This is a genomic window from Pseudomonas aestiva (assembly GCF_039908605.1).
Taxonomy (GTDB): Bacteria; Pseudomonadota; Gammaproteobacteria; order Pseudomonadales; family Pseudomonadaceae; genus Chryseomonas; species Chryseomonas aestiva.
In genome coordinates, this window is the sequence record NZ_CP150916.1 from 437,280 (window position 1) to 459,736 (window position 22,457).

Genomic DNA, 22,457 nt, shown 5'->3' on the forward strand with positions numbered 1-22,457 from the left:
ACGGCATAATCCAGTGCTAGATCACAAGGAGATATTATGAGCACCCCCGTTGCCCCGGAAGGTGAAAAGATCCTGGTCGTCGACGACGACGCCCGGCTGCGCCGCCTCTTGGAGCGTTTTCTGGCCGAACAGGGTTATCGCGTACGCACGGTCGAAAGTGCCGAACAGATGGACCGCCTGCTGGCCCGCGAGGTCTTCAACCTGGTCGTGCTGGACCTGATGATGCCTGGCGAAGACGGCCTGTCCGCCTGCGGTCGACTGCGCGAGAGCGGCAACCGCATTCCCATCATCATGCTGACCGCCAAGGGCGACGAAGGCAGCCGCATCCAGGGTCTCGACCAGGGCGCCGACGATTACCTGGCCAAACCCTTCAACCCGCTGGAGCTGGTAGCCCGGATCAAGGCCGTGCTGCGCCGTCAGGCCCCGGTGGTACCCGGCGCTCCTGCCGGTACCGACGAGGTGGTGACCTTTGGCGACTACGCCCTGCACCTGGCCACCCGCGAACTCAAGCGCGGCGAAGAGACCCACATGCTCACCACCGGCGAATTCGCCGTGCTCAAGGCACTGGTCGACCACGCCCGCGAGCCGCTGACCCGCGACAAGCTGATGAATCTGGCCCGCGGTCGCGAATGGGATGCCCTGGAGCGCTCCATCGACGTGCAGATCTCGCGCCTGCGCCGGATGATCGAACCCGATCCGTCCAAGCCGCGCTATATCCAGACCGTCTGGGGCGTGGGCTACGTCTTCGTGCCGGACGGCGCCGGCAAGTAAGGCGGGTAGCCGGGGCATCGCGCCCCGGCTAGGGGGTGGCTCAGGCGAACAGGCCTTGATGCACGCCGACCAGCAGGAAGATCCCCAGCAGCGCGCGATAGATGATGAAGGGCCAGGTCGAGAAGCGCTCCAGGAAGCGCATGAGCCCCCAGATCGCCGCAAAGGCCGACAGGCTCGCCACCAGCAATCCCACCAGCAGCAGCGACCAGGCCTCGGCCGGGATGTGCGCGTGCCAGAGCACCACCAGCTCCTTGAGTCCGGCCAGGGCGATGGCCGGCAGGCCGAGCAGGAAGGAGAAGCGCGCGGCTTCCTCGCGACGCAGATTGAGGAACATGGCGGCGGTCAGGGTCGAGCCCGAGCGGGACACGCCCGGAATCAGCGCGCCGACCTGGGCGATCCCCACGATCAGCGCATCGCGCAGGCGCATCTGCGAGATGTCTCTGTTGTGCCGGCAGATCCGTTCCGCCAGCGCCAGCAGGGCGGCCATGGCCAGGCAGGCGTAGCCGATGACGCTGAGGCCCCGCAGCGGCGAGCCGCAGGCATTTAGCAGGGGCGCCAGCAGGAGTCCGGCGATGCAGATGGGAATGGTTGCCAGCACGATCATCACCGCCAGCAGGAAGTCCGGGCTGTCGAAGTTGCGCTGGCGCACGGCGGCCAGGCTGCCGCGGGTCACGCCGCTGACATCGCGCCAGAAATAGCTGATCACCGCCGCCAGGGCCGCCATCTGCATGGCGGCGGAAAAGGCCGAGCCGGGATCGTGCCAGCCGAGCAGGGCAGGGACCACCCGCATGTGCGCCGTGGACGAAATGGGAAGCAGCTCGGTGATACCCTGCACCACGCCGAGAAAGGCGATCTGCGCGTAGCTGAGCGAAGCGAAGCCGATGTCCAGGCCGGTCTGGCAGATGTCGGACACGAGAGAACTCCAGGTCGAAGGGAAGAAATGGACGAGCAAATGTATCCGAATGTGTCTGTCTCGGGTGGCCTATCTGGACCCCGCAACCCCGGAGGTTGTGATGGCTTTCGCGCCGTTTTGCGCGGAAAGCCCGGGCAATGAAGGCGCCCGGCTGGTTTCCCCAGAGTTTCTTCGCCCGCTCGCTGTGGATGGTCCTGCTCGCGGTGCTGTTTTCCAAGGCGCTGACCCTGGTCTATCTGCTGCTCAATGAGGACGTTCTGGTCGATCGTCAGTACAGCCACGGCGCGGCCCTGACCCTCCGTGCCTACTGGGCCACCCCGGAAACCGAGCGGCCGCGCATCGCCCAGGCCGCCGGCCTGCGCTACGAATCACCCGAGACCGTGCCGGCCGGGGAATACCACTGGCCCTACAGCGAGATCTTCGAGCGCCAGATGAAGCAGGAACTGGGCGAGGAGACCGAGGTGCGGGTGCGGGTCCAGCATGGTCCGGCCATGTGGGTCCTGGCGCCCTCCCTGGGGCCGGACTGGATCAAGATCCCGCTCATGGCCCATCCCTTGCGCGGGCAGCACATCTGGAGCGTGCTGGGCTGGTTTTTCGCCATCGGCCTGCTTTCCACCGGCGCCGCCTGGGTCTTCGTCCGGCAACTCAACCAACCGCTGCGCCGCCTGGTGAACGCGGCGCGCGAGCTGGGCAAGGGCCGCAGCGTGCGCTTGCCGGAAACCGATGCACCCAGCGAGATCCAGGACGTCTACCACGCCTTCAACCAGATGGCCGAGGACGTTGAGCAGGCCGGCCGCGAGCGCGAGCTGATGTTGGCCGGGGTCTCCCATGACCTGCGCACGCCCCTGACCCGGCTGCGCCTGGCGGTGGAGCTGATGCCACCGGCCGAGCGCGAAGAGGCCGAGGACATGATCCGCGACATCGAGGACATGAACGCCATCCTCGACCAGTTCCTCGCCTTCGTCCGCGATGGCCGCGACGAACCGCAGGAGCTCACCAATATCAACGAGCTGGCCCGCCAGGTGGTGGCGCCCTACAACCAGGAGGAGGAGCGGGTACGGCTGATGCTGGACGTGCTGCCACCCTTGCCGGTGCGGCGCATCTCCTTCAAGCGGCTGCTGACCAACCTGGTGGAAAACGCCCTGCGCCACGGCGGCGGTGGCGGTATCGAGGTGGTCGGGCAGGTGGCGGGCTCCGCCACGGCGCCCTATGTCGCCCTGAGCGTGATGGATCGCGGTCCCGGCATAGATCCCAAGGACCTGCAGGACATCTTCAATCCCTTCACCCGCGGCAATCGTGCCCGCACCGTCAGCGGTTCCGGGCTGGGCCTGGCGATCGTCAAGCGCATCGCCGCGCAGCACGGCGGCAGTGCCGAACTGCGCAATCGCGAAGGTGGTGGGGTGGAAGCCCGGGTACTGTTGCCCCTGGGCCTGCTGCTCCCGCGCAGCGCCAGCTGATACCGGATCCTGCTGCTGTGGCCTGTAGGAGCGGCCCATGGCCGCGATAGCGGCATCCGCCTGACGTGCGACCCATCGACCGAGGGGTAGGTTGGGCTGAGCGCTAGCGAAGCCCAACAGCTCCTCAAGACAGAAGCCTCAGCCCTTGCCCTTGGTCCGCGTCAGCCCCGGCTCGGCGTTCTTTTCCAGGTACTCGATGATGATCCCGGCCACGTCCTTGCCGGTGGTCTGCTCGATGCCTTCCAGGCCGGGCGAGGAGTTGACCTCCATCACCAGCGGGCCGTGGTTGGATCTGAGGATATCCACCCCGGCCACGCTCAGACCCATGGCCCGGGCCGCGCGCAGAGCGGTCATGCGTTCCTCGGGGGTGATCTTGATTAGGCTGGCGGTGCCGCCGCGATGCAGATTCGAACGAAATTCCCCCGGCGCCGCCTGGCGCTTCATCGCGGCGATCACCTTGTCGCCGACCACGAAGCAGCGGATGTCCGCGCCACCCGCCTCGCGGATGTATTCCTGCACCATGATGTTCTGCTTGAGCCCCATGAAGGCCTCGATCACCGATTCGGCCGCCTTCTCGGTCTCGCACAGCACCACCCCGATACCCTGGGTGCCTTCCAGCACCTTGATCACCAGGGGGGCGCCGTTGACCATCTGGATCAGGTCCGGCACGTCGTCCGGCGAGTGGGCGAAACCGGTCACCGGCAGGCCGATGCCCTTGCGCGAGAGCAGCTGCAGGGAACGCAGCTTGTCGCGCGAACGGCTGATGGCCACGCTCTCGTTGAGCGGAAAGACACCCTGCATCTCGAATTGGCGCAGCACCGCGCAGCCATAGAAGGTCACCGAGGCACCGATGCGCGGGATGACCGCATCGAAGCCTTCCAGGGGTTTGCCGCGGTAATGGATCTGCGGCTTGTGGCTGGCGATGTTCATGTACGCGCGCAGGGTGTCGACCACGACCACCTCATGGCCGCGGCTGACACCGGCTTCGACCAGGCGCCGGGTGGAATACAGATTGGGATTACGCGAGAGGACGGCGATTTTCATGGGGCACCGGAAGCCGGAGTAAGGGACAACTGGGGTTTGTCTTGCGCATAGGAGACGGCCGGATTCACCAGCAGGCCACCATCGATCAACGCCTTGGACCCGAGCAGCATGCGATAGCGCATGCTCTTGCGGCAGGCCAGGGTGAATTCCACCGGCCACTGGCACTCGCCCAGGGCCAGCAGGGTACGGATGACATAACGCGTCTGAGCGATGCCATTGGAGCTGCGAATGGTCTTCTTCGCCACCAGGGGGGCTTCGCAATGGCGATGACGGGACTGAACCAGCGTCCCCAGGTGCACGGTGAATCTCACCCAGCGTTCCTTGCCGCGCATGAACGGCTGGACTTCCGTTGCATGCAGCGCAGAGGTACTGGCGCCGGTATCGATCTTGGCTCTCAGGCCCACCACGCCCAGATCAGGCAGGGCCACCCATTCACTCAGGCCGATAATGACCGGTTCGGCGGAATTGCTCATCGCTGCTCCTTGAAATCAGTGGCCTCCGCCTAAATGTTGCGGATCAATGAGCTGTTTGAAGGCTGGTTTGGCGAACAGATACCCCTGCATCAGCTCGATGCCGAGGTCACGCAGGCAATCGCGTTCGGCCACGGTCTCCACCCCTTCGGCGATCACCTGGGTACCCAGTTCGCGGCACATGACGATCAGGTTGCGCACGATGGTTCGCCGCACCTGATCCCGGTCGATGTGGCGGATGAGCGCCATGTCGAGCTTGACCAGGTCCGGCTGGAATTCGGCCAGCAGCGTCAGGCCGGAATGACCGGCGCCGAAGTCGTCGATGGCAGTCTTGAAGCCGAATTGCTGATACTCGCGCAGGATGTGCGTCAGATGGTCACTCGCGACGTGTTCGGTTTCCACTGTCTCGAAGATCAGCCGTTCCAGCGGAAAGCCATGCTCGCGCGCGGCAGCCAGCGTACTGCGAATGCACAGTTCCGGGCGGTAGACGGCGTTGGGCAGGAAGTTGATCGACAGACTCTCCTGCATGCCCAGGGCTGCTGCGGTGGCGATGGCCTTGGTGCGGCAAAGCTGGTCGAAGCGATAGCGGTTGCTGTCAGTCACCTGATTGAGCACCGACAGCGCGCCTTCGCCGCCTGGTCCGCGCACCAGTGCTTCCCGGGCGAAGACCGCGCCTTGGCCCAGATCCACGATGGGCTGATAGGCGAAGTCGAAGTCGAAGCCCAGGGGTTCCGACTGCTGGCATCCCGTGCAGCGGGTCTGGCCAGTCAGATCGGAAGGAAAGAATGTGGTCATGGCTCTCCAGAGGCGCGCTTGCAGCGTCGGTCCGATGGTTTAGAGTTCTTGAGAAGAGTCTAAGACCCAACAGGGGGCTTTTTATTCGATGTATGCAGTAGATCACACTGAAGAACGGATGCGCCTCGATAAATGGCTATGGGCCGCGCGTTTTTTCAAGACCCGCGCGCTGGCCAAGGCGGCTCTGGAAGGCGGCAAGATCCAGTGCCGTGGCGAGCGCTGCAAGCCGAGCAAGGAGCTGCGCATCGGTGACGTTCTCACCATCCGTCAGGGCTATGACGAAAAGACGGTGGTGATCGTCGCCCTGTCGCAGAACCGCCGTGGTGCGCCCGAAGCTCAGCAGCTCTACACCGAGACGCCGGAAAGCCTCAAGGCGCGCGAGCAGGCCGCGGCCGCCCGCAAGGCCGGCAACCTCGGCGTGCAGACCGATGGCCGTCCCACCAAGAAGCAGCGGCGCCAGATCCACCAGTTCCGCGAGTACGTCCATCCGTTCGACGACTGAGTTCGTCGCGGCTCGCCGGAGCCTCTCAATGGCCAGGTCCGCTCGCCGGTTCTGGCGTGCGCCGTGAACGCCACGCTTCGCGGCCTCCTTCCTTATATAGGTAGTTCATGACTTCCCACGATTTCACCCAACGTTTCCTGTTTGACGAAACCGATGTCCGCGGCGAACTGGCCACCCTGGATCGCAGCTATGTCGAGGTCCTCGCCAAACATGCTTATCCGGAGCCCGTGGCCCAGCTACTGGGCGAGCTGCTCGCGGCGGCCGCGCTGCTGTGTGGGACCCTCAAGTTCGAAGGGCTGCTGGTGCTGCAGGCGCGCTCCAGTGGTCCCATCCCGCTGCTCATGGTCGAGTGCTCCAGTGAGCGCGAGGTGCGCGGCATCGCACGCTACGAAGAGGCCGAGATCACCGCGTCCGCCTCCTTGAGCGAGCTCATGCCCGATGGCGTTCTGGCGCTGACCATCGACCCGCGCCATGGTCAGCGCTACCAGGGTATCGTCCCGCTGGAGGGCGCGAATCTGGCTGAGTGCCTGTCCGGCTATTTCGCCACCTCCGAGCAGCTGCCCACCCGGTTCTGGCTGAACGCCGATGGCCGCCGCGCCCGCGGCCTGCTGCTCCAGCAATTGCCGCCGTCGCGGATCAAGGATGCCCAGGCCCGCCAGGACAGCTGGGAGCATGTGGTAACCCTGGCCGATACCCTCACGGCCGAAGAGCTGCTGGGTCTCGACAACGAAGTGATCCTGCACCGCCTGTTCCACGAGGAAAAGGTACGCCTGTTCGACGAGCAGCCGGTGGCCTTCAGCTGCAGCTGCTCCCGTGACCGCGCGGCCAATGCCCTGATCAGCATGGGTCAGCCGGACGTCGAGAGCCTGCTCGACGAACAGGACGGACAAATTCGGGTCGATTGTCAGTTTTGCAATGAACAGCAGGTATTCGACGCTGCCGATATCGCGCAGATTTTTGCGGGCGGCGGCACGCAAACCCCGGGAAATACCCGGCACTAGCCGTTGCAAAAGCCCGAAGGCTTTCTGGCATAATCCCGCAACGTGTAGTTCTGCCGTGTAAGAGCTACAAGCATGAGGAACGGCCCAGGGCCATGGGGAACGAAATGACGAAAGCCAACGTGTATACCGATATCAGCGTCGCGCAGTTAGTGGAAGAGTCCCTGCGACGTGGCGAAGGAGAGCTGGCCGCCAATGGCTCGCTGGTCGTCAAGACGGGGCATCGCACGGGGCGTTCGCCGGTAGATCGCTTTATCGTCGAGGAAGCCTCCACGCGCGATGCCATCCACTGGGGGCCGATCAACCGTGCCTTTCCGGAGGAGAAGTTCGCACCGCTGTGGGAGCGCGTGAGCGCCTACCTGGACGAGCGTGATCAATTCGTCTCCCATGTTCATGTAGGCGCTGATGTAGAGCACTACCTGCCCGTCGTCATGCGTACCGAGACCGCCTGGCACAATCTGTTCGGCCGCTGCCTGTTCATCAATCCGGCCGAATACAATCCCCAGTCCAAGCCGGCCTGGGAGATCATCAACGCGCCCGAGTTCGTCTGTGAGCCCGCGCGTGACGGCACCAATTCCGACGGTACCGTCATCATCAACTTCGCGGCGCGCAAGGTGCTGATCGCCGGTATGCGCTACGCCGGCGAGATGAAGAAGGCCATGTTCTCGGTGCAGAACTTCCTGCTGCCGGAAAAGGACGTGCTGCCGATGCACTGCGCGGCCAACGTAGGCGAGGAGGGTGACGTCACCCTGTTCTTCGGTCTGTCCGGTACCGGCAAGACCACCCTGTCCGCCGACCAGAGCCGCTACCTTATCGGTGACGACGAGCACGGCTGGGGCGTGGGCACCGTCTTCAACATGGAAGGTGGTTGCTACGCCAAGTGCATCGACCTGTCCGAGAAGAACGAGCCGGTCATCTGGAAGGCCATCCAGTTCGGCGCCGTTCTGGAAAACGTGGTTCTGGATCCCCAGACCCGTCACCCTGACTATGCCAACGACAGCCTGACCCAGAACAGCCGGGCGGCCTATCCGCGCGAACTGATCGACAAGCGCGCCGAGCACAACCTGGGTGGCGAGCCTAACGCGGTCATCTTCCTGACCTGCGACCTCACCGGTGTCCTGCCCCCGGTATCCATCCTTAATAATGAGCAGGCGGCCTACCACTTCCTGTCCGGCTACACCGCCCTGGTCGGCTCGACCGAGATGGGTTCCGGTCCCGGCATCAAGTCGACCTTCTCCACCTGCTTCGGCGCACCCTTCTTCCCGCGTCCGGCGGCTGAATACGCCGATCTGCTGATCAAGCGCATCCAGGGCTTCGGCTCCAAGGTGTACCTGGTCAACACCGGTTGGACCGGTGGCGGTTACGGCGTCGGTAAGCGCTTCAACATCCCGACCACCCGTGCGGTCATCGCAGCTATTCAGAGCGGTGCCCTCATCGGTACCGAGACGCGCCACGTCCCGGTCATCAATCTCGACGTCCCGGTTGCCGTTCCCGGCGTGGACAGCGTCCTGCTCAATCCTCGCGACACCTGGCAGGATGGTGCTGCCTATGACGCGGCGGCGCGCGAGCTGGCTGGCAAGTTCGTCGAGAACTTCAAGAAGTTCTCCGGCGTATCCGAAGGCATCCTGGCCGCCGGTCCCCAGCTGTAAGCAGGGCTGGTTGTCTGCAAACAAAGGCCGCCGCCAGGGCGGCCTTTGTTTTTTAAGCTTTTTTTACGTCTTGGGGTTGCATGGGTCGCTGCGATTGCATAAACTGCGCCCGCTTTCGCTGATAACGCTAGCGAGCGAGGAGAAAGCATTGATTGTTAAGGAGATTTTAAAAAGATCCTTGACAAGAGGAGGGCAGATGAAGAAAATGCCGCCTCACTTTGGAGGGGTTCCCGAGTGGCCAAAGGGATCAGACTGTAAATCTGACGTCGCAGACTTCGAAGGTTCGAATCCTTCCCCCTCCACCAGATTGTTAGAGCGCTTAGGCTCTGCGGGTATAGTTCAGTGGTAGAACCTCAGCCTTCCAAGCTGATGATGCGGGTTCGATTCCCGCTACCCGCTCCAGTTTGACTGGCAAATGTTTCGCTCATGTAGCTCAGTTGGTAGAGCACACCCTTGGTAAGGGTGAGGTCAGCGGTTCGAATCCGCTCATGAGCTCCATCTTAAAAAGGCAGATATGCAAATATCTGCCTTTGTTTTAATGGCGGCATTGCTTTGCTCAATTCGTGAAGGGAGAGAGTGTCGATGGCTAAAGAAAAGTTTGAACGTAACAAGCCGCACCTGAACGTGGGCACCATCGGTCACGTTGACCATGGCAAGACCACTCTGACCGCTGCGCTGACCAAGGTCTGTGCCGACACCTGGGGCGGTTCCGCTCGTGGTTTCGACCAGATCGACAACGCGCCGGAAGAAAAGGCTCGCGGTATCACCATCAACACCTCCCACGTTGAGTACGACTCGGCGATCCGTCACTACGCGCACGTCGACTGCCCCGGCCACGCCGACTACGTGAAGAACATGATCACCGGTGCTGCCCAGATGGACGGCGCGATCCTGGTTTGCTCGGCTGCTGACGGCCCCATGCCGCAGACCCGCGAGCACATCCTGCTGTCCCGTCAGGTAGGCGTTCCCTACATCGTCGTGTTCCTGAACAAGGCCGACATGGTTGACGACGCCGAGCTGCTGGAACTGGTCGAGATGGAAGTTCGCGATCTGCTGAACACCTACGACTTCCCGGGCGACGACACCCCGATCGTGATCGGCTCCGCGCTGATGGCGCTGAACGGTAACGACGACAACGAAATGGGTACCTCTGCCGTGCGCAAGCTGGTCGAGACCCTGGACTCGTACATCCCCGAGCCCGAGCGTGCCATTGACAAGCCGTTCCTGATGCCGATCGAAGACGTGTTCTCGATCTCCGGTCGCGGCACCGTGGTCACCGGTCGTGTCGAGCGTGGCATCGTCCGCATCCAGGAAGAAGTCGAGATCGTGGGCATCAAGGCCACCGTCAAGACCACCTGCACCGGCGTTGAAATGTTCCGCAAGCTGCTGGACGAAGGCCGTGCTGGCGAGAACGTCGGCGTGCTGCTGCGTGGCACCAAGCGTGAAGACGTGGAGCGTGGCCAGGTTCTGGCCAAGCCGAACACCATCAAGCCGCACACCAAGTTCGAGTGCGAAGTGTACGTGCTGTCCAAGGAAGAAGGCGGTCGTCACACTCCGTTCTTCAAGGGCTACCGTCCGCAGTTCTACTTCCGCACCACCGACGTGACCGGTAACTGCGAGCTGCCGGAAGGCGTCGAGATGGTGATGCCGGGCGACAACATCAAGATGGTTGTCACCCTGATCGCTCCGATCGCGATGGAGGACGGCCTGCGTTTCGCCATCCGTGAAGGCGGTCGTACCGTCGGCGCCGGCGTGGTTGCCAAGATCATCGAGTAATCGATTGATCTTGGTCTGTCAGGTCGGCATAATGGTCGGCCTGATTCAAGTTACAGGCCAGTAGCTCAATTGGCAGAGCGGCGGTCTCCAAAACCGCAGGTTGGGGGTTCGATTCCCTCCTGGCCTGCCAGATTCCCATCTGGCACTCCTTACAGGATTCATGCAATGAGCATCAAGGCGGAAGCCAAAGAGTCGCGCTTCGATGCGCTGAAGTGGCTGGTGGTTGTCGTTCTGGTGGCGATTGGTGTTGTTGCCAATCACTACTTCGCTGCTCAGTCCATCCTGTATCGAGTGGTAGGTCTGTTGGTGCTGGCAGCTGTCGCTGCCTTTATTGCCCTGCATACCGCCAAGGGGCAAGCCTTCTTTGGCTTGCTGAAAGACGCCCGTACCGAGATTCGCAAGGTTGTCTGGCCTACCCGGCAAGAGACCACTCAGACCACGCTGATCGTGGTTGCCGTGGTGCTCGTGATGGCTTTGTTGTTGTGGGGGCTCGACTCCCTGCTCGGTTGGCTGGTTTCCACGATTGTTGGTTGAAAGGGTTCGCCGTGGCTAAGCGTTGGTACGTCGTGCATGCCTACTCGGGTTACGAGAAGCATGTCATGCGTTCGTTGATCGAGCGCGTCAAGCTGCACGAAATGGAAGACGAGTTCGGCGACATTCTCGTGCCCACCGAAGAAGTGGTGGAAATGCGCAATGGCCAGAAGCGCAAGAGCGAGCGTAAGTTTTTCCCAGGATACGTCCTGGTGCAGATGGAGATGAACGAAGGGACCTGGCACCTGGTCAAGGACACTCCTCGCGTCATGGGCTTCATCGGTGGTACTGCCGACAAGCCGGCACCCATCACTGATCGCGAAGCGGACGCGATTCTGCGTCGTGTCTCCGACAGCAGCGACAAGCCCAAGCCGAAGACCCTGTTCGAAGCAGGCGAGACGGTTCGGGTGGTGGACGGTCCGTTCGCCGACTTCAACGGCGTTGTCGAAGAAGTCAACTACGAAAAGAGCCGCATCCACGTGGCGGTACTGATCTTTGGTCGGTCGACCCCTGTGGAGCTCGAGTTCAGCCAGGTCGAAAAGGTCTAGGTTGTTCGCATCCCTCACCCCGTAGCCCAGGCTGCGGGGTTTTGTCGTCACTGGGATATAGCAAGTAATTGGGGAGCCCTGCGGGGCGTCGAACCCATCATTGGAGTAGCACATGGCTAAGAAAATTCAGGCTTACATCAAGCTGCAAGTTAAGGCCGCTCAAGCCAACCCGAGCCCGCCAGTCGGTCCGGCGCTGGGTCAGCACGGCGTCAACATCATGGAATTCTGCAAGGCGTTCAACGCCCGCACCCAGGGCATGGAGCCCGGTCTGCCCACCCCGGTGATCATCACCGTGTACAGCGACCGTAGCTTCACCTTCGAAATCAAGAGCACCCCGGCCTCCGTGCTGCTCAAGAAGGCTGCCGGCATCAAGAGCGGTTCCGCTCGTCCCAACAGCCAGAAGGTCGGTACCGTCACCCGCGCCCAGCTGGAAGAGATCGCCAAAGCCAAGAATGCCGATCTCACCGCCGCCGATATGGACGCCGCCGTGCGTACCATCGCCGGTTCCGCTCGTAGCATGGGTCTGAATGTGGAGGGCGTGTAATGGCCAAGCTCACTAAGCGTCAAAAGGCTTTCGCCGAAAAAATCCAGGCTGGCAAGCAGTACGGCTTCGAAGAAGCTGCAGCCCTGCTGGCCGAGCTGTCCACCATCAAGTTCAAGGAGTCCATCGACGTCTCCGTGAACCTGGGTGTGGATCCGCGTAAATCCGACCAGGTCGTTCGTGGCGCCACCGTGCTGCCCAATGGCACTGGCAAGTCGGTTCGCGTTGCCGTGTTCACCCAGGGTGCCAACGCCGAAGCTGCGCTGGCTGCCGGTGCCGAACGAGTCGGCATGGACGACCTGGCTGCCGAGATGAAGGGCGGCGACCTGAACTATGACGTGGTCATCGCCTCGCCGGACGCCATGCGTGTTGTCGGTCAGCTGGGTCAGCTGCTCGGCCCGCGCGGTCTGATGCCCAACCCCAAGGTTGGCACCGTGACCCCGGACGTCGCTACCGCCGTCAAGAATGCCAAGGCTGGTCAGGTGCGTTTCCGTACCGACAAGAACGGCATCATCCACGCTTCCGTTGGCAAGATCGATTTCGAGCCCGTGAAGCTGAAGCAGAACGTTGAAGCTCTGCTGGCCGACCTGAAGCGCCTGAAGCCCTCGACCTCCAAGGGCATCTACGTCAAGCGCATCACCCTGAGCTCCACCATGGGCCCAGGTCTGCAGATCGACCAGGCTTCCCTGGAAGCCTAAGCAAGATACAAGTCGCCGTGCCTTCTGGCGCGGCGCCAAGATTGGGGTCCCTGCCTGGCGGGGGCTGTCCAAGACCGTAGGGGACGCAGGTCTTAAACCGGGGAAACCCTAGCCTACGCAGATGGTGCTCCCGATTCGGTTACCGAGTCAGACACCAAAACGCCGCCCAGTCCATCGGGCGAAACGGTAACATCCAGGAGTTAAACCCGTGGCAATCAAACTCGAAGACAAGAAGGCTATCGTCGCTGAAGTCAACGAGGCTGCCCAAGGTGCCCTGTCCGCTGTCGTGGCCGATGCCCGTGGCGTGACTGTGGGTGCCATGACCGGACTCCGTAAAGAGGCCCGCGCGGCTGGTGTCTATGTACGTGTCGTACGTAACACCCTGCTGCGTCGTGCCGTTGAAGGCACGTCTTTCGACGTTCTCAACGACACTTTCAAGGGCCCGACCCTGATCGCGTTCTCCCAGGAGCATCCGGGCGCTGCCGCCCGTATCTTCAAGGATTTCGCCAAGGGTCAGGACAAGTTCGAGATCAAGGCCGCCGCGTTCGAAGGCAAGCTCATCCCGGCTAACCAGATCGACGTACTGGCAACTCTGCCGACCTACGACGAAGCTGTGTCCCAGCTGATGAGCGTCATCCAGGGCGCTACCAGCAAGCTGGCTCGTACCCTCGCCGCCATTCGCGACCAAAAGGAAGCTGCCGCCGCCTAATCGCGCGTGCTGCGTTTCCTGCAAGTCTTTCTTATTATTTGCGGCCTGAAGCCGCACCCTGTTATAGGAATCTAGAGTCATGGCTCTGACCAACGAAGACATCATCAACGCCGTATCCGAAATGTCCGTCATGCAAGTGGTGGAACTGATCAAGGCGATGGAAGAGAAGTTCGGCGTGACCGCCGCTGCCGCCGCTGCCGCTGGCCCGGCTGCTGCCGCTGCCGTCGTCGAAGAGCAGACCGAATTCACCATCATGTTGACCGAAACCGGCGACAAGAAAGTGAACGTCATCAAGGTCGTTCGTGAACTGACCGGTCTGGGCCTGAAAGAAGCCAAGGCTGTCGTTGACGGCGCCCCGGGCGTGGTCAAGGAAGGCGTCTCCAAAGAGGAAGGCGAAGCTGCCAAGAAGGCTCTGGAAGAAGCAGGCGCCAAGGTCGAGCTCAAGTAAGTTCGGTTCTTGCGTCTACAGCCGCAACGTTTCACGTTCGGCTGATGGCTGGTGGCGAACGCCACCGGCCTTTTGCCGTTTTGTACAGAGCGAGCATATCCGCCTGACAAGATGCGCTGTATCCACCTCGCTCTCGGGGTGCGGCAAACCAAGGGTTTGCACGATTTTCCGGCTGCTCCCGTCGGAGAGGCCAAACAAGCTGGTGACCAAGCTGGGGAACGCTGATGGCTTACTCATACACTGAGAAAAAACGTATCCGCAAGGACTTTAGCAAGTTGCCGCACGTCATGGACGTGCCCTATTTGCTGGCTATCCAACTGGATTCGTACCGCGAATTCCTGCAGGCGGGCGCAGGCAAAGACCAGTTCCGCGATATCGGCCTGCATGCGGCCTTCAAGTCCGTTTTCCCGATTATCAGCTATTCCGGCAATGCGGCCCTGGAATACGTCGGCTATCGCCTGGGCGAGCCGGCTTTCGATGTGAAGGAATGCGTCCTGCGCGGCGTGACCTTCGCCGTCCCGCTGCGGGTCAAGGTTCGCCTTATCATTTTCGACCGCGAGTCGTCGAACAAGGCGATCAAGGACATCAAGGAGCAGGAAGTCTACATGGGGGAAATCCCCCTGATGACCGAGAACGGTACCTTCATCATCAATGGTACCGAGCGCGTCATCGTGTCCCAGCTGCACCGCAGCCCGGGCGTGTTCTTCGACCACGACCGCGGCAAGACCCACAGCTCGGGCAAGCTGCTGTACTCGGCGCGCATCATTCCCTACCGCGGCTCCTGGCTCGACTTCGAGTTCGATCCCAAGGATGCGGTATTCGTCCGTATCGACCGTCGCCGCAAGCTGCCGGCCTCGGTACTGCTGCGCGCGCTCGGCTACAGCACCGAAGAGGTGCTGGATGCGTTCTATGACACCAACACCTTCCACATCAAGGGTGAGATGCTGACGTTCGAGCTGGTGCCCCAGCGCCTGCGCGGCGACATCGCCAGCTTCGACATCAAGGATGGCAGCGGCAAGGTGATCGTGGAGCAGGGCCGTCGGGTGACCGCTCGCCACATCAACCAGCTGGAAAAATCCGGTCTGAGCGAGCTGGAAGTGCCCTTCGATTACGTCATTGGCCGTACCACCGCCAAGGCTGTCGTGCACCCGTCCACTGGCGAGATCATCGCCGAGTGCAACACCGAACTGACCCTGGACATGCTGGCCAAGATGGCCAAGGCCAATGTCGTGCAGTTCGAGACGCTGTACACCAACGACATCGACTGCGGTCCGTTCATCTCCGATACCCTGAAGATCGACTCCACCGGCAACCAGCTGGAAGCCCTGGTCGAGATCTACCGGATGATGCGTCCCGGCGAGCCGCCGACCAAGGAAGCTGCCGAGACCCTGTTCAACAACCTGTTCTTCAGCGCCGAGCGTTACGACCTGTCCGCTGTCGGCCGCATGAAGTTCAACCGCCGTATCGGTCGCGACGCCATCGAAGGCTCGGGCGTCCTGAGTCGCGAAGACATCGTCGATGTGCTCAAGACCCTGGTCGACATCCGTAACGGCAAGGGCATCGTCGACGACATCGACCACCTGGGTAACCGCCGTGTCCGTTGCGTCGGTGAAATGGCCGAGAACCAGTTCCGCGTGGGTCTGGTGCGGGTAGAGCGTGCCGTCAAGGAACGCCTGTCCATGGCCGAGAGCGAAGGCCTGATGCCGCAGGATCTGATCAACGCTAAGCCCGTGGCCGCCGCGATCAAGGAATTCTTCGGCTCCAGCCAGCTGTCCCAGTTCATGGACCAGAACAACCCGCTGTCGGAGATCACCCACAAGCGCCGCGTCTCCGCACTCGGCCCGGGCGGTCTGACCCGTGAGCGTGCCGGCTTCGAAGTCCGTGACGTACACCCGACGCACTACGGCCGGGTCTGCCCGATCGAAACGCCGGAAGGTCCGAACATCGGCCTGATCAACTCCCTGGCTGCCTATGCCCGCACCAATCAGTACGGCTTCCTCGAAAGCCCGTACCGCATGGTCAAGGACGGCGTGGCCACCGACGAGATCGTCTTCCTGTCGGCCATCGAAGAAGCCAACCATGTGATCGCCCAGGCCTCTGCAGGGCTGGACGAGAACAACCGGCTGATCGACGAACTGGTAGCCGTGCGTCACCTGAACGAATTCACCGTCAAGGCGCCCGAAGACGTCACCCTGATGGACGTTTCGCCCAAGCAGGTCGTCTCCGTCGCCGCCTCGCTGATTCCGTTCCTCGAGCACGACGACGCCAACCGCGCGCTGATGGGTTCCAACATGCAGCGTCAGGCCGTGCCGACCCTGCGTTCGGACAAGCCGCTGGTCGGTACCGGCATGGAGCGCAACGTCGCCCGTGACTCCGGCGTCTGCGTCGTTGCCCGTCGGGGTGGCGTGATCGACTCCGTCGATGCCAGCCGTATCGTGGTGCGTGTCAACGATGACGAAGTCGAGACCGGTGAAGCCGGCGTCGACATCTACAACCTGACCAAGTACACCCGTTCCAACCAGAACACCTGCATCAACCAGCGTCCGCTGGTGAGCAAGGGTGATCAGGTGGCCAAGTTCGACATCCTGGCCGATGGCCCCTCGACCGACATGGGCGAGCTGGCACTGGGTCAGAACATGCGCGTGGCCTTCATGCCCTGGAACGGCTTCAACTTCGAGGACTCCATCTGTCTGTCGGAGCGCGTGGTCCAGGAAGATCGCTTCACCACCATCCACATCCAGGAACTGACCTGTGTGGCCCGTGACACCAAGCTCGGCCCGGAGGAAATCACCTCCGACATTCCGAACGTGGGTGAGGCTGCGCTGAACAAGCTGGACGAGGCCGGTATCGTCTACGTCGGTGCCGAAGTCGGTGCCGGTGACATCCTGGTCGGCAAGGTCACGCCCAAGGGCGAAACCCAGCTGACTCCGGAAGAGAAGCTGCTGCGCGCCATCTTCGGCGAGAAGGCCAGCGACGTGAAGGACACCTCCCTGCGTGTGCCCACCGGCACCAAGGGTACCGTCATCGACGTCCAGGTCTTCACCCGTGACGGCGTCGAGCGCGACTCCCGCGCCCTGGCCATCGAGAAGTCCCAGCTCGACGAGATCCGCAAGGATCTGAACGAGGAGTTCCGCATCGTCGAAGGCGCGACCTTCGAGCGTCTGCGTCAGGCCCTGGTCGGTCAGGTCGCCGAAGGCGGCCCGGCGGTCAAGAAGGGTGCCATCATCACCGACGAGTACCTGAACGGCCTCGAGCGTGGTCAGTGGTTCAAGCTGCGCATGGCGGAAGATGCTCACAACGAGCAGCTGGAAAAGGCCCAGGCCTACCTGTCCGACCGTCGCCAGCTGCTGGATGACAAGTTCGAAGACAAGAAGCGCAAGCTGCAGCAGGGCGATGACCTGGCGCCGGGCGTACTGAAGATCGTCAAGGTCTACCTCGCCATCAAGCGCCGCATCCAGCCGGGCGACAAGATGGCCGGTCGTCACGGTAACAAGGGTGTGGTCTCGGTGATCATGCCGGTCGAAGACATGCCCTACGACGCCAACGGCACGCCGGTGGACATCGTGCTGAACCCGCTGGGCGTACCTTCGCGGATGAACGTCGGTCAGATCCTCGAAACCCACCTGGGTCTCGCGGCCAAGGGCCTGGGCGAGAAGATCAACGTTATGATCGAGGAGCAGCGCAAAGTTGCCGAACTGCGCAGCTTCCTGCACGAGATCTACAACGAGATCGGTGGCCGTCAGGAGAAGCTCGACGACCTGAGCGATAAGGAAGTCCTCGACCTGGCGAAGAACCTGCGTGGCGGTGTACCCATGGCCACCCCGGTGTTCGACGGTGCCAAGGAAAGCGAGATCAAGGCTATGCTGAAGCTGGCCGATCTGCCGGAGAGTGGCCAGATGCGTCTGTACGACGGCCGCACCGGCAATGCCTTCGAGCGCACCACCACCGTCGGCTACATGTACATGCTCAAGCTGAACCACCTGGTGGACGACAAGATGCACGCCCGTTCCACCGGTTCCTACAGCCTGGTTACCCAGCAGCCGCTGGGTGGTAAGGCGCAGTTCGGTGGTCAGCGTTTCGGGGAGATGGAGGTCTGGGCACTGGAGGCCTATGGCGCGGCTTACACCCTGCAGGAAATGCTGACGGTGAAGTCGGACGATGTGAACGGCCGGACCAAGATGTACAAGAACATCGTGGACGGGGATCACCGCATGGAGGCCGGCATGCCCGAGTCCTTCAACGTACTGATCAAGGAAATCCGCTCGCTCGGCATCGATATCGAACTGGAAACCGAATAACACGAGACCCTAGAGGAGGCGACCGCGCGGCGGTCGCCTCCGGTCCGTGAGGAGGAAAGGCCTTGAAAGACTTGCTCAATCTGTTGAAAAACCAGGGTCAACTCGAGGAGTTCGATGCCATCCGTATCGGTCTGGCCTCGCCCGAGATGATTCGTTCCTGGTCGTTCGGTGAAGTGAAGAAGCCGGAGACCATCAACTACCGTACCTTCAAGCCCGAGCGCGATGGTCTGTTCTGCGCCAAGATCTTTGGCCCGGTCAAGGACTACGAGTGCCTGTGCGGAAAGTACAAGCGCCTCAAGCATCGCGGCGTGATCTGCGAGAAGTGCGGCGTGGAAGTCGCCCTGGCCAAGGTGCGCCGCGAGCGCATGGGTCACATCGAGCTGGCTTCGCCCGTCGCCCACATCTGGTTCCTGAAGTCGCTGCCGTCGCGTATCGGCCTGCTGCTGGACATGACCCTGCGTGACATCGAGCGCGTGCTCTATTTCGAGAGCTACGTGGTGATCGATCCGGGCATGACCACCCTTGAGAAGTACCAGCTGCTGAACGACGAGCAGTACTTCGAGGCACTGGAAGAATTCGGTGACGACTTCGACGCCCGCATGGGTGCAGAAGCCGTATTCCAGCTGCTCGGCGCCATTGATCTGGAGCACGAGATCGGTCGCCTGCGCGAAGAGATTCCGCAGACCAACTCCGAGACCAAGATCAAGAAGCTGTCCAAGCGCCTGAAGCTGATGGAAGCCTTCCAGGGTTCCGGCAACAAGCCGGAGTGGATGGTCATGACCGTGCTGCCCGTGCTGCCGCCGGACCTGCGTCCGCTGGTACCGCTGGATGGCGGCCGCTTTGCGACCTCCGACCTGAACGATCTCTATCGTCGCGTCATCAACCGGAACAACCGCCTCAAGCGGCTGCTCGACCTCGCCGCGCCCGACATCATCGTGCGCAACGAGAAGCGCATGCTGCAGGAAGCCGTTGACGCCCTGCTGGACAACGGCCGTCGCGGCCGTGCCATCACCGGTTCCAACAAGCGCCCGCTGAAGTCCCTGGCCGACATGATCAAGGGCAAGCAGGGTCGCTTCCGTCAGAACCTGCTTGGCAAGCGCGTCGACTACTCCGGTCGTTCCGTGATCACCGTGGGCCCGACCCTGCGTCTGCACCAGTGCGGTCTGCCCAAGAAGATGGCGCTGGAGCTGTTCAAGCCGTTCATCTTCGGCAAGCTGGAAGCCCGCGGCATGGCGACCACCATCAAGGCCGCCAAGAAGATGGTCGAGCGCGAACTGCCCGAGGTCTGGGACGTTCTCGCCGAAGTCATTCGCGAACACCCCGTGCTGCTCAACCGCGCCCCGACCCTGCACCGTCTGGGTATCCAGGCGTTCGAGCCGGTCCTCATCGAAGGCAAGGCCATCCAGCTGCACCCGCTGGTCTGCGCCGCGTACAACGCCGACTTCGACGGTGACCAGATGGCCGTGCACGTGCCGCTGACGCTGGAAGCCCAGCTGGAAGCGCGCGCCCTGATGATGTCGACCAACAACATCCTGTCGCCCGCCAACGGCGAGCCGATCATCGTGCCGTCGCAGGACGTGGTGCTGGGTCTGTACTACATGACCCGCGAAGCCATCAACGCCAAGGGCGAAGGCCGCGTGTTCGCCGACCTGCAGGAAGTCGATCGCGTCTTCCGTGCCGGCGAAGCCGCCCTGCATGCCAAGGTCAAGGTACGCATCAACGAGACCATCCGTCACAAGGACGGCAGCCTGACCAAGAACACCCGCATCGTCGACACCACCGTCGGCCGCGCGCTGCTGTTCCAGGTCGTGCCTGCCGGTCTGCCGTATGACGTGGTCAACCAGTCGATGAAGAAGAAGGCCATCTCCAAGCTGATCAACCACTGCTACCGCGTGGTGGGTCTGAAGGACACCGTCATCTTCGCCGACCAGCTGATGTACACCGGTTTCGCCTATTCGACCCTGTCCGGCGTCTCCATCGGCGTTAACGACTTCGTCATTCCGGATGAGAAGGCGCGCATCATCGATGCTGCCACCGCCGAGGTGAAGGAGATCGAGAGCCAGTACGCCTCCGGCCTGGTGACCCAGGGCGAGAAGTACAACAAGGTGATCGACCTCTGGTCGAAGGCCAACGACGAAGTGTCCAAGGCGATGATGACCAACCTCTCGAAAGAGAAGGTCATCGACCGCGAGGGCAAGGAAGTCGACCAGGAGTCCTTCAACTCCATGTACATGATGGCCGATTCCGGCGCCCGGGGTTCCGCGGCCCAGATTCGTCAGCTCGCCGGCATGCGTGGCCTGATGGCCAAGCCGGACGGCTCCATCATCGAGACGCCCATCACTGCCAACTTCCGTGAAGGCCTGAACGTACTCCAGTACTTCATCTCCACTCACGGCGCCCGTAAGGGTCTGGCGGATACCGCACTGAAGACCGCGAACTCCGGTTACCTGACCCGTCGTCTCGTCGACGTGGCCCAGGACCTGGTGGTGACCGAGGTCGACTGCGGTACCGAGCGCGGCCTGATCATGACCCCGCACATCGAAGGCGGCGACGTGGTCGAGCCCCTGGGTGAGCGCGTGCTGGGTCGAGTCATCGCCCGTGACGTGCCCAAGCCGGGTACCGACGAGATCATCGTGCCGGCCGGCACCCTGGTCGACGAGCGCTGGGTCGAGTTCCTCGAGCTCAACAGCGTCGACGAAGTCGTGGTGCGTTCGCCGATCACCTGCGAAACCCGTCATGGCATCTGCGCCAAGTGCTACGGTCGCGATCTGGCTCGCGGTCACCAGGTCAACATCGGTGAAGCGGTCGGCGTCATCGCCGCCCAGTCCATCGGTGAGCCGGGTACCCAGCTGACCATGCGTACCTTCCACATCGGTGGTGCGGCCAGCCGGACCTCCGCGGCCGACAGCGTCCAGGTCAAGAATGGCGGTGCCATCCGTCTGCACAACCTGAAGCACGTCGAACGTGCCGATGGCGCCCTGGTTGCCGTGTCCCGTTCCGGTGAGCTGGCCATCGCCGACGACTTCGGTCGCGAGCGCGAGCGCTACAAGCTGCCCTACGGTGCAGTGATTTCGGTCAAGGAAGGCGACAAGGTCGACGCTGGCGCCATCGTCGCCAAGTGGGACCCGCACACCCACCCCATCGTCACCGAGATGGACGGTACCGTGGCCTTCGTCGGCATGGAGGAAGGCATCACCATCAAGCGCCAGACCGACGAACTGACCGGTCTGACCAACATCGAGGTGCTCGACGCCAAGGATCGTCCGACTTCCGGCAAGGACATCCGTCCGGCGGTCAAGCTGATCGACGCCAATGGCAAGGACCTGCTGCTGCCGGGTACCGACGTACCGGCCCAGTACTTCCTGCCGCCGAACGCGCTGGTCAACCTGAGCGACGGTGCCAAGGTGCATGTGGGTGACGTTATCGCCCGTATCCCCCAGGAAACCTCCAAGACCCGCGACATCACCGGTGGTCTGCCCCGCGTGGCCGACCTCTTCGAAGCGCGTCGTCCCAAGGAGCCGGCAATCCTGGCGGAGATAAGCGGTACCATCTCCTTCGGCAAGGAAACCAAGGGCAAGCGTCGTCTGGTCATCACCCCGACCGATGGCACCGATCCCTACGAGGAGCTGATTCCGAAGTGGCGCCACCTGAACGTCTTCGAAGGCGAACAGGTAAGCCGCGGCGAAGTCATCTCCGACGGTCCGAGCAACCCGCACGATATCCTGCGTCTGCTGGGTGTCAGCGCGCTGGCCAAGTACATCGTCAACGAGATCCAGGACGTGTACCGTCTGCAGGGCGTGAAGATCAACGACAAGCACATCGAGACCATCCTGCGGCAGATGCTGCGCAAGGTCGAAGTGAGCGACACCGGCGACTCGAGCTTCATCAAGGGCGATCAGGTCGAACTGACCCACGTCCTGGAAGAGAACGAGCAACTGGTGGGCAATGATCGTTTTGTCGCCAAGTACGAGCGCGTCCTGCTGGGTATCACCAAGGCTTCGCTGTCCACCGAGTCCTTCATCTCGGCCGCTTCCTTCCAGGAGACCACCCGTGTCCTGACCGAAGCCGCCGTGACCGGCAAGCGCGACTTCCTGCGCGGCTTGAAGGAAAACGTGGTAGTGGGCCGTCTGATCCCGGCCGGTACCGGTCTGGCCTACCACAGCGAGCGCAAGCGTCAGCGCGAACTCGGCAAGCCGCAGCGCGTGAGCGCCAGCGAGGCCGAAGCCGCCCTGACCGAGGCGCTGAACTCCAGCGCCAGCTGAGTTCGGTAGCAGGTCTCGCCTGACAAAGCCCCCGGCGCCCCAGGCGT

At 62.4% G+C, this 22,457-nt stretch carries 18 protein-coding genes and 4 tRNA genes; 18 read left to right on the forward strand and 4 right to left on the reverse strand.

Annotated elements, in window-relative coordinates:
* Nucleotides 1-36 precede the first annotated feature (36 nt).
* Nucleotides 37-771 carry a two-component system response regulator OmpR gene (gene ompR, locus AABM56_RS01980; RefSeq protein ID WP_027598251.1) on the forward strand — a complete coding sequence of 245 codons (735 nt, stop codon included), beginning with the start codon at nucleotides 37-39 and terminating at the stop codon, nucleotides 769-771.
* 40 nt (nucleotides 772-811) lie between these two features.
* On the opposite strand, the gene uppP is transcribed toward ompR, so the two are convergent.
* Nucleotides 812-1,684, reverse strand: a complete 873-nt coding sequence (gene uppP / locus AABM56_RS01985) for an undecaprenyl-diphosphatase UppP (RefSeq protein ID WP_133860546.1) — start codon at nucleotides 1,682-1,684, stop codon at nucleotides 812-814.
* A 137-nt stretch (nucleotides 1,685-1,821) separates the two neighbouring features.
* Here uppP and AABM56_RS01990 point away from each other — a divergent pair, with 137 nt between their 5' ends.
* Complete coding sequence (locus AABM56_RS01990; protein WP_133860547.1) at nucleotides 1,822-3,141, forward strand: ATP-binding protein; 1,320 nt, start codon at nucleotides 1,822-1,824, stop codon at nucleotides 3,139-3,141.
* 138 nt (nucleotides 3,142-3,279) lie between these two features.
* Here AABM56_RS01990 and rimK read toward each other — a convergent pair whose 3' ends face one another.
* From rimK to AABM56_RS02005, 3 genes are read right to left on the reverse strand one after another with little or no spacing between them, the layout of a single operon-like run.
* Entirely contained in the window at nucleotides 3,280-4,185 is a 906-nt protein-coding gene (gene rimK / locus AABM56_RS01995) for a 30S ribosomal protein S6--L-glutamate ligase (RefSeq protein ID WP_027598254.1), read from the reverse strand.
* Nucleotides 4,182-4,658 (reverse strand): ATP-dependent zinc protease, encoded by a 477-nt coding sequence (locus AABM56_RS02000; protein WP_027598255.1) that lies wholly within the window; start codon nucleotides 4,656-4,658, stop codon nucleotides 4,182-4,184. The genes rimK and AABM56_RS02000 overlap by 4 nt, the downstream gene beginning before the upstream one ends.
* 15 nt (nucleotides 4,659-4,673) lie before the next feature.
* Nucleotides 4,674-5,450 carry an EAL domain-containing protein gene (locus AABM56_RS02005; RefSeq protein ID WP_133860548.1) on the reverse strand — a complete coding sequence of 259 codons (777 nt, stop codon included), beginning with the start codon at nucleotides 5,448-5,450 and terminating at the stop codon, nucleotides 4,674-4,676.
* 118 nt (nucleotides 5,451-5,568) lie between these two features.
* Here AABM56_RS02005 and AABM56_RS02010 point away from each other — a divergent pair, with 118 nt between their 5' ends.
* The 16 genes from AABM56_RS02010 to rpoC all read left to right on the forward strand — a co-directional run bounded on the left by AABM56_RS02010 (nucleotide 5,569) and on the right by rpoC (nucleotide 22,410).
* Nucleotides 5,569-5,952: a S4 domain-containing protein gene (locus AABM56_RS02010; protein ID WP_347883809.1), complete on the forward strand. Its 384-nt coding sequence runs from the start codon at nucleotides 5,569-5,571 to the stop codon at nucleotides 5,950-5,952.
* Between the two features lie 107 nt (nucleotides 5,953-6,059).
* Nucleotides 6,060-6,953: an Hsp33 family molecular chaperone HslO gene (gene hslO, locus AABM56_RS02015; RefSeq protein WP_187980950.1), complete on the forward strand. Its 894-nt coding sequence runs from the start codon at nucleotides 6,060-6,062 to the stop codon at nucleotides 6,951-6,953.
* Nucleotides 6,954-7,057: 104 nt separating this feature from the next.
* Nucleotides 7,058-8,599 carry a phosphoenolpyruvate carboxykinase gene (locus tag AABM56_RS02020; protein WP_133860551.1) on the forward strand — a complete coding sequence of 514 codons (1,542 nt, stop codon included), beginning with the start codon at nucleotides 7,058-7,060 and terminating at the stop codon, nucleotides 8,597-8,599.
* 220 nt (nucleotides 8,600-8,819) lie between these two features.
* A tRNA-Tyr gene (locus AABM56_RS02025) sits at nucleotides 8,820-8,904 on the forward strand.
* A 23-nt stretch (nucleotides 8,905-8,927) separates the two neighbouring features.
* A tRNA-Gly gene (locus tag AABM56_RS02030) sits at nucleotides 8,928-9,001 on the forward strand.
* A 20-nt stretch (nucleotides 9,002-9,021) separates the two neighbouring features.
* Nucleotides 9,022-9,097 (forward strand) — tRNA-Thr (locus AABM56_RS02035).
* Nucleotides 9,098-9,181: 84 nt separating this feature from the next.
* Nucleotides 9,182-10,375: an elongation factor Tu gene (gene tuf / locus AABM56_RS02040; protein ID WP_133860552.1), complete on the forward strand. Its 1,194-nt coding sequence runs from the start codon at nucleotides 9,182-9,184 to the stop codon at nucleotides 10,373-10,375.
* Between the two features lie 54 nt (nucleotides 10,376-10,429).
* Nucleotides 10,430-10,505, forward strand: a tRNA-Trp gene (locus AABM56_RS02045).
* Between the two features lie 35 nt (nucleotides 10,506-10,540).
* The gene (secE, locus tag AABM56_RS02050; protein WP_347883810.1) at nucleotides 10,541-10,909 is read left to right on the forward strand and encodes a preprotein translocase subunit SecE; all 369 of its coding nucleotides are present in this window, start codon (nucleotides 10,541-10,543) and stop codon (nucleotides 10,907-10,909) included.
* A gap of 11 nt (nucleotides 10,910-10,920) precedes the next feature.
* Entirely contained in the window at nucleotides 10,921-11,454 is a 534-nt protein-coding gene (gene nusG / locus AABM56_RS02055) for a transcription termination/antitermination protein NusG (RefSeq protein ID WP_026083932.1), read from the forward strand.
* Between the two features lie 112 nt (nucleotides 11,455-11,566).
* On the forward strand, nucleotides 11,567-11,998 hold the full coding sequence (rplK, locus tag AABM56_RS02060) for a 50S ribosomal protein L11 (RefSeq protein WP_133860554.1): 432 nt from the start codon (nucleotides 11,567-11,569) through the stop codon (nucleotides 11,996-11,998).
* Complete coding sequence (gene rplA / locus AABM56_RS02065; RefSeq protein WP_133860555.1) at nucleotides 11,998-12,693, forward strand: 50S ribosomal protein L1; 696 nt, start codon at nucleotides 11,998-12,000, stop codon at nucleotides 12,691-12,693. Before rplK ends, rplA begins: the two co-directional genes overlap by 1 nt.
* 208 nt (nucleotides 12,694-12,901) lie before the next feature.
* Nucleotides 12,902-13,402, forward strand: a complete 501-nt coding sequence (gene rplJ / locus AABM56_RS02070) for a 50S ribosomal protein L10 (protein ID WP_017641868.1) — start codon at nucleotides 12,902-12,904, stop codon at nucleotides 13,400-13,402.
* A gap of 79 nt (nucleotides 13,403-13,481) precedes the next feature.
* Nucleotides 13,482-13,850 carry a 50S ribosomal protein L7/L12 gene (gene rplL / locus AABM56_RS02075; protein WP_059316466.1) on the forward strand — a complete coding sequence of 123 codons (369 nt, stop codon included), beginning with the start codon at nucleotides 13,482-13,484 and terminating at the stop codon, nucleotides 13,848-13,850.
* A 224-nt stretch (nucleotides 13,851-14,074) separates the two neighbouring features.
* Entirely contained in the window at nucleotides 14,075-18,148 is a 4,074-nt protein-coding gene (gene rpoB, locus AABM56_RS02080) for a DNA-directed RNA polymerase subunit beta (protein ID WP_133860556.1), read from the forward strand.
* A gap of 62 nt (nucleotides 18,149-18,210) precedes the next feature.
* Nucleotides 18,211-22,410, forward strand: a complete 4,200-nt coding sequence (rpoC, locus tag AABM56_RS02085) for a DNA-directed RNA polymerase subunit beta' (protein WP_133860557.1) — start codon at nucleotides 18,211-18,213, stop codon at nucleotides 22,408-22,410.
* Nucleotides 22,411-22,457 lie beyond the last annotated feature (47 nt).

Coding starts and splice junctions, on each gene's coding strand:
- rplK (WP_133860554.1), top strand. CDS start 11,567: ATGGCTAAGAAAATTCAGGCTTACATCAAGCTGCAAGTTAAGGCCGCT.
- rimK (WP_027598254.1), bottom strand. CDS start 4,185: ATGAAAATCGCCGTCCTCTCGCGTAATCCCAATCTGTATTCCACCCGG.
- rpoB (WP_133860556.1), top strand. CDS start 14,075: ATGGCTTACTCATACACTGAGAAAAAACGTATCCGCAAGGACTTTAGC.
- tuf (WP_133860552.1), top strand. CDS start 9,182: ATGGCTAAAGAAAAGTTTGAACGTAACAAGCCGCACCTGAACGTGGGC.
- AABM56_RS02010 (WP_347883809.1), top strand. CDS start 5,569: ATGCGCCTCGATAAATGGCTATGGGCCGCGCGTTTTTTCAAGACCCGC.
- rplL (WP_059316466.1), top strand. CDS start 13,482: ATGGCTCTGACCAACGAAGACATCATCAACGCCGTATCCGAAATGTCC.
- AABM56_RS01990 (WP_133860547.1), top strand. CDS start 1,822: ATGAAGGCGCCCGGCTGGTTTCCCCAGAGTTTCTTCGCCCGCTCGCTG.
- ompR (WP_027598251.1), top strand. CDS start 37: ATGAGCACCCCCGTTGCCCCGGAAGGTGAAAAGATCCTGGTCGTCGAC.
- rplA (WP_133860555.1), top strand. CDS start 11,998: ATGGCCAAGCTCACTAAGCGTCAAAAGGCTTTCGCCGAAAAAATCCAG.
- AABM56_RS02000 (WP_027598255.1), bottom strand. CDS start 4,658: ATGAGCAATTCCGCCGAACCGGTCATTATCGGCCTGAGTGAATGGGTG.
- secE (WP_347883810.1), top strand. CDS start 10,541: ATGAGCATCAAGGCGGAAGCCAAAGAGTCGCGCTTCGATGCGCTGAAG.
- hslO (WP_187980950.1), top strand. CDS start 6,060: ATGACTTCCCACGATTTCACCCAACGTTTCCTGTTTGACGAAACCGAT.
- AABM56_RS02005 (WP_133860548.1), bottom strand. CDS start 5,450: ATGACCACATTCTTTCCTTCCGATCTGACTGGCCAGACCCGCTGCACG.
- AABM56_RS02020 (WP_133860551.1), top strand. CDS start 7,058: ATGACGAAAGCCAACGTGTATACCGATATCAGCGTCGCGCAGTTAGTG.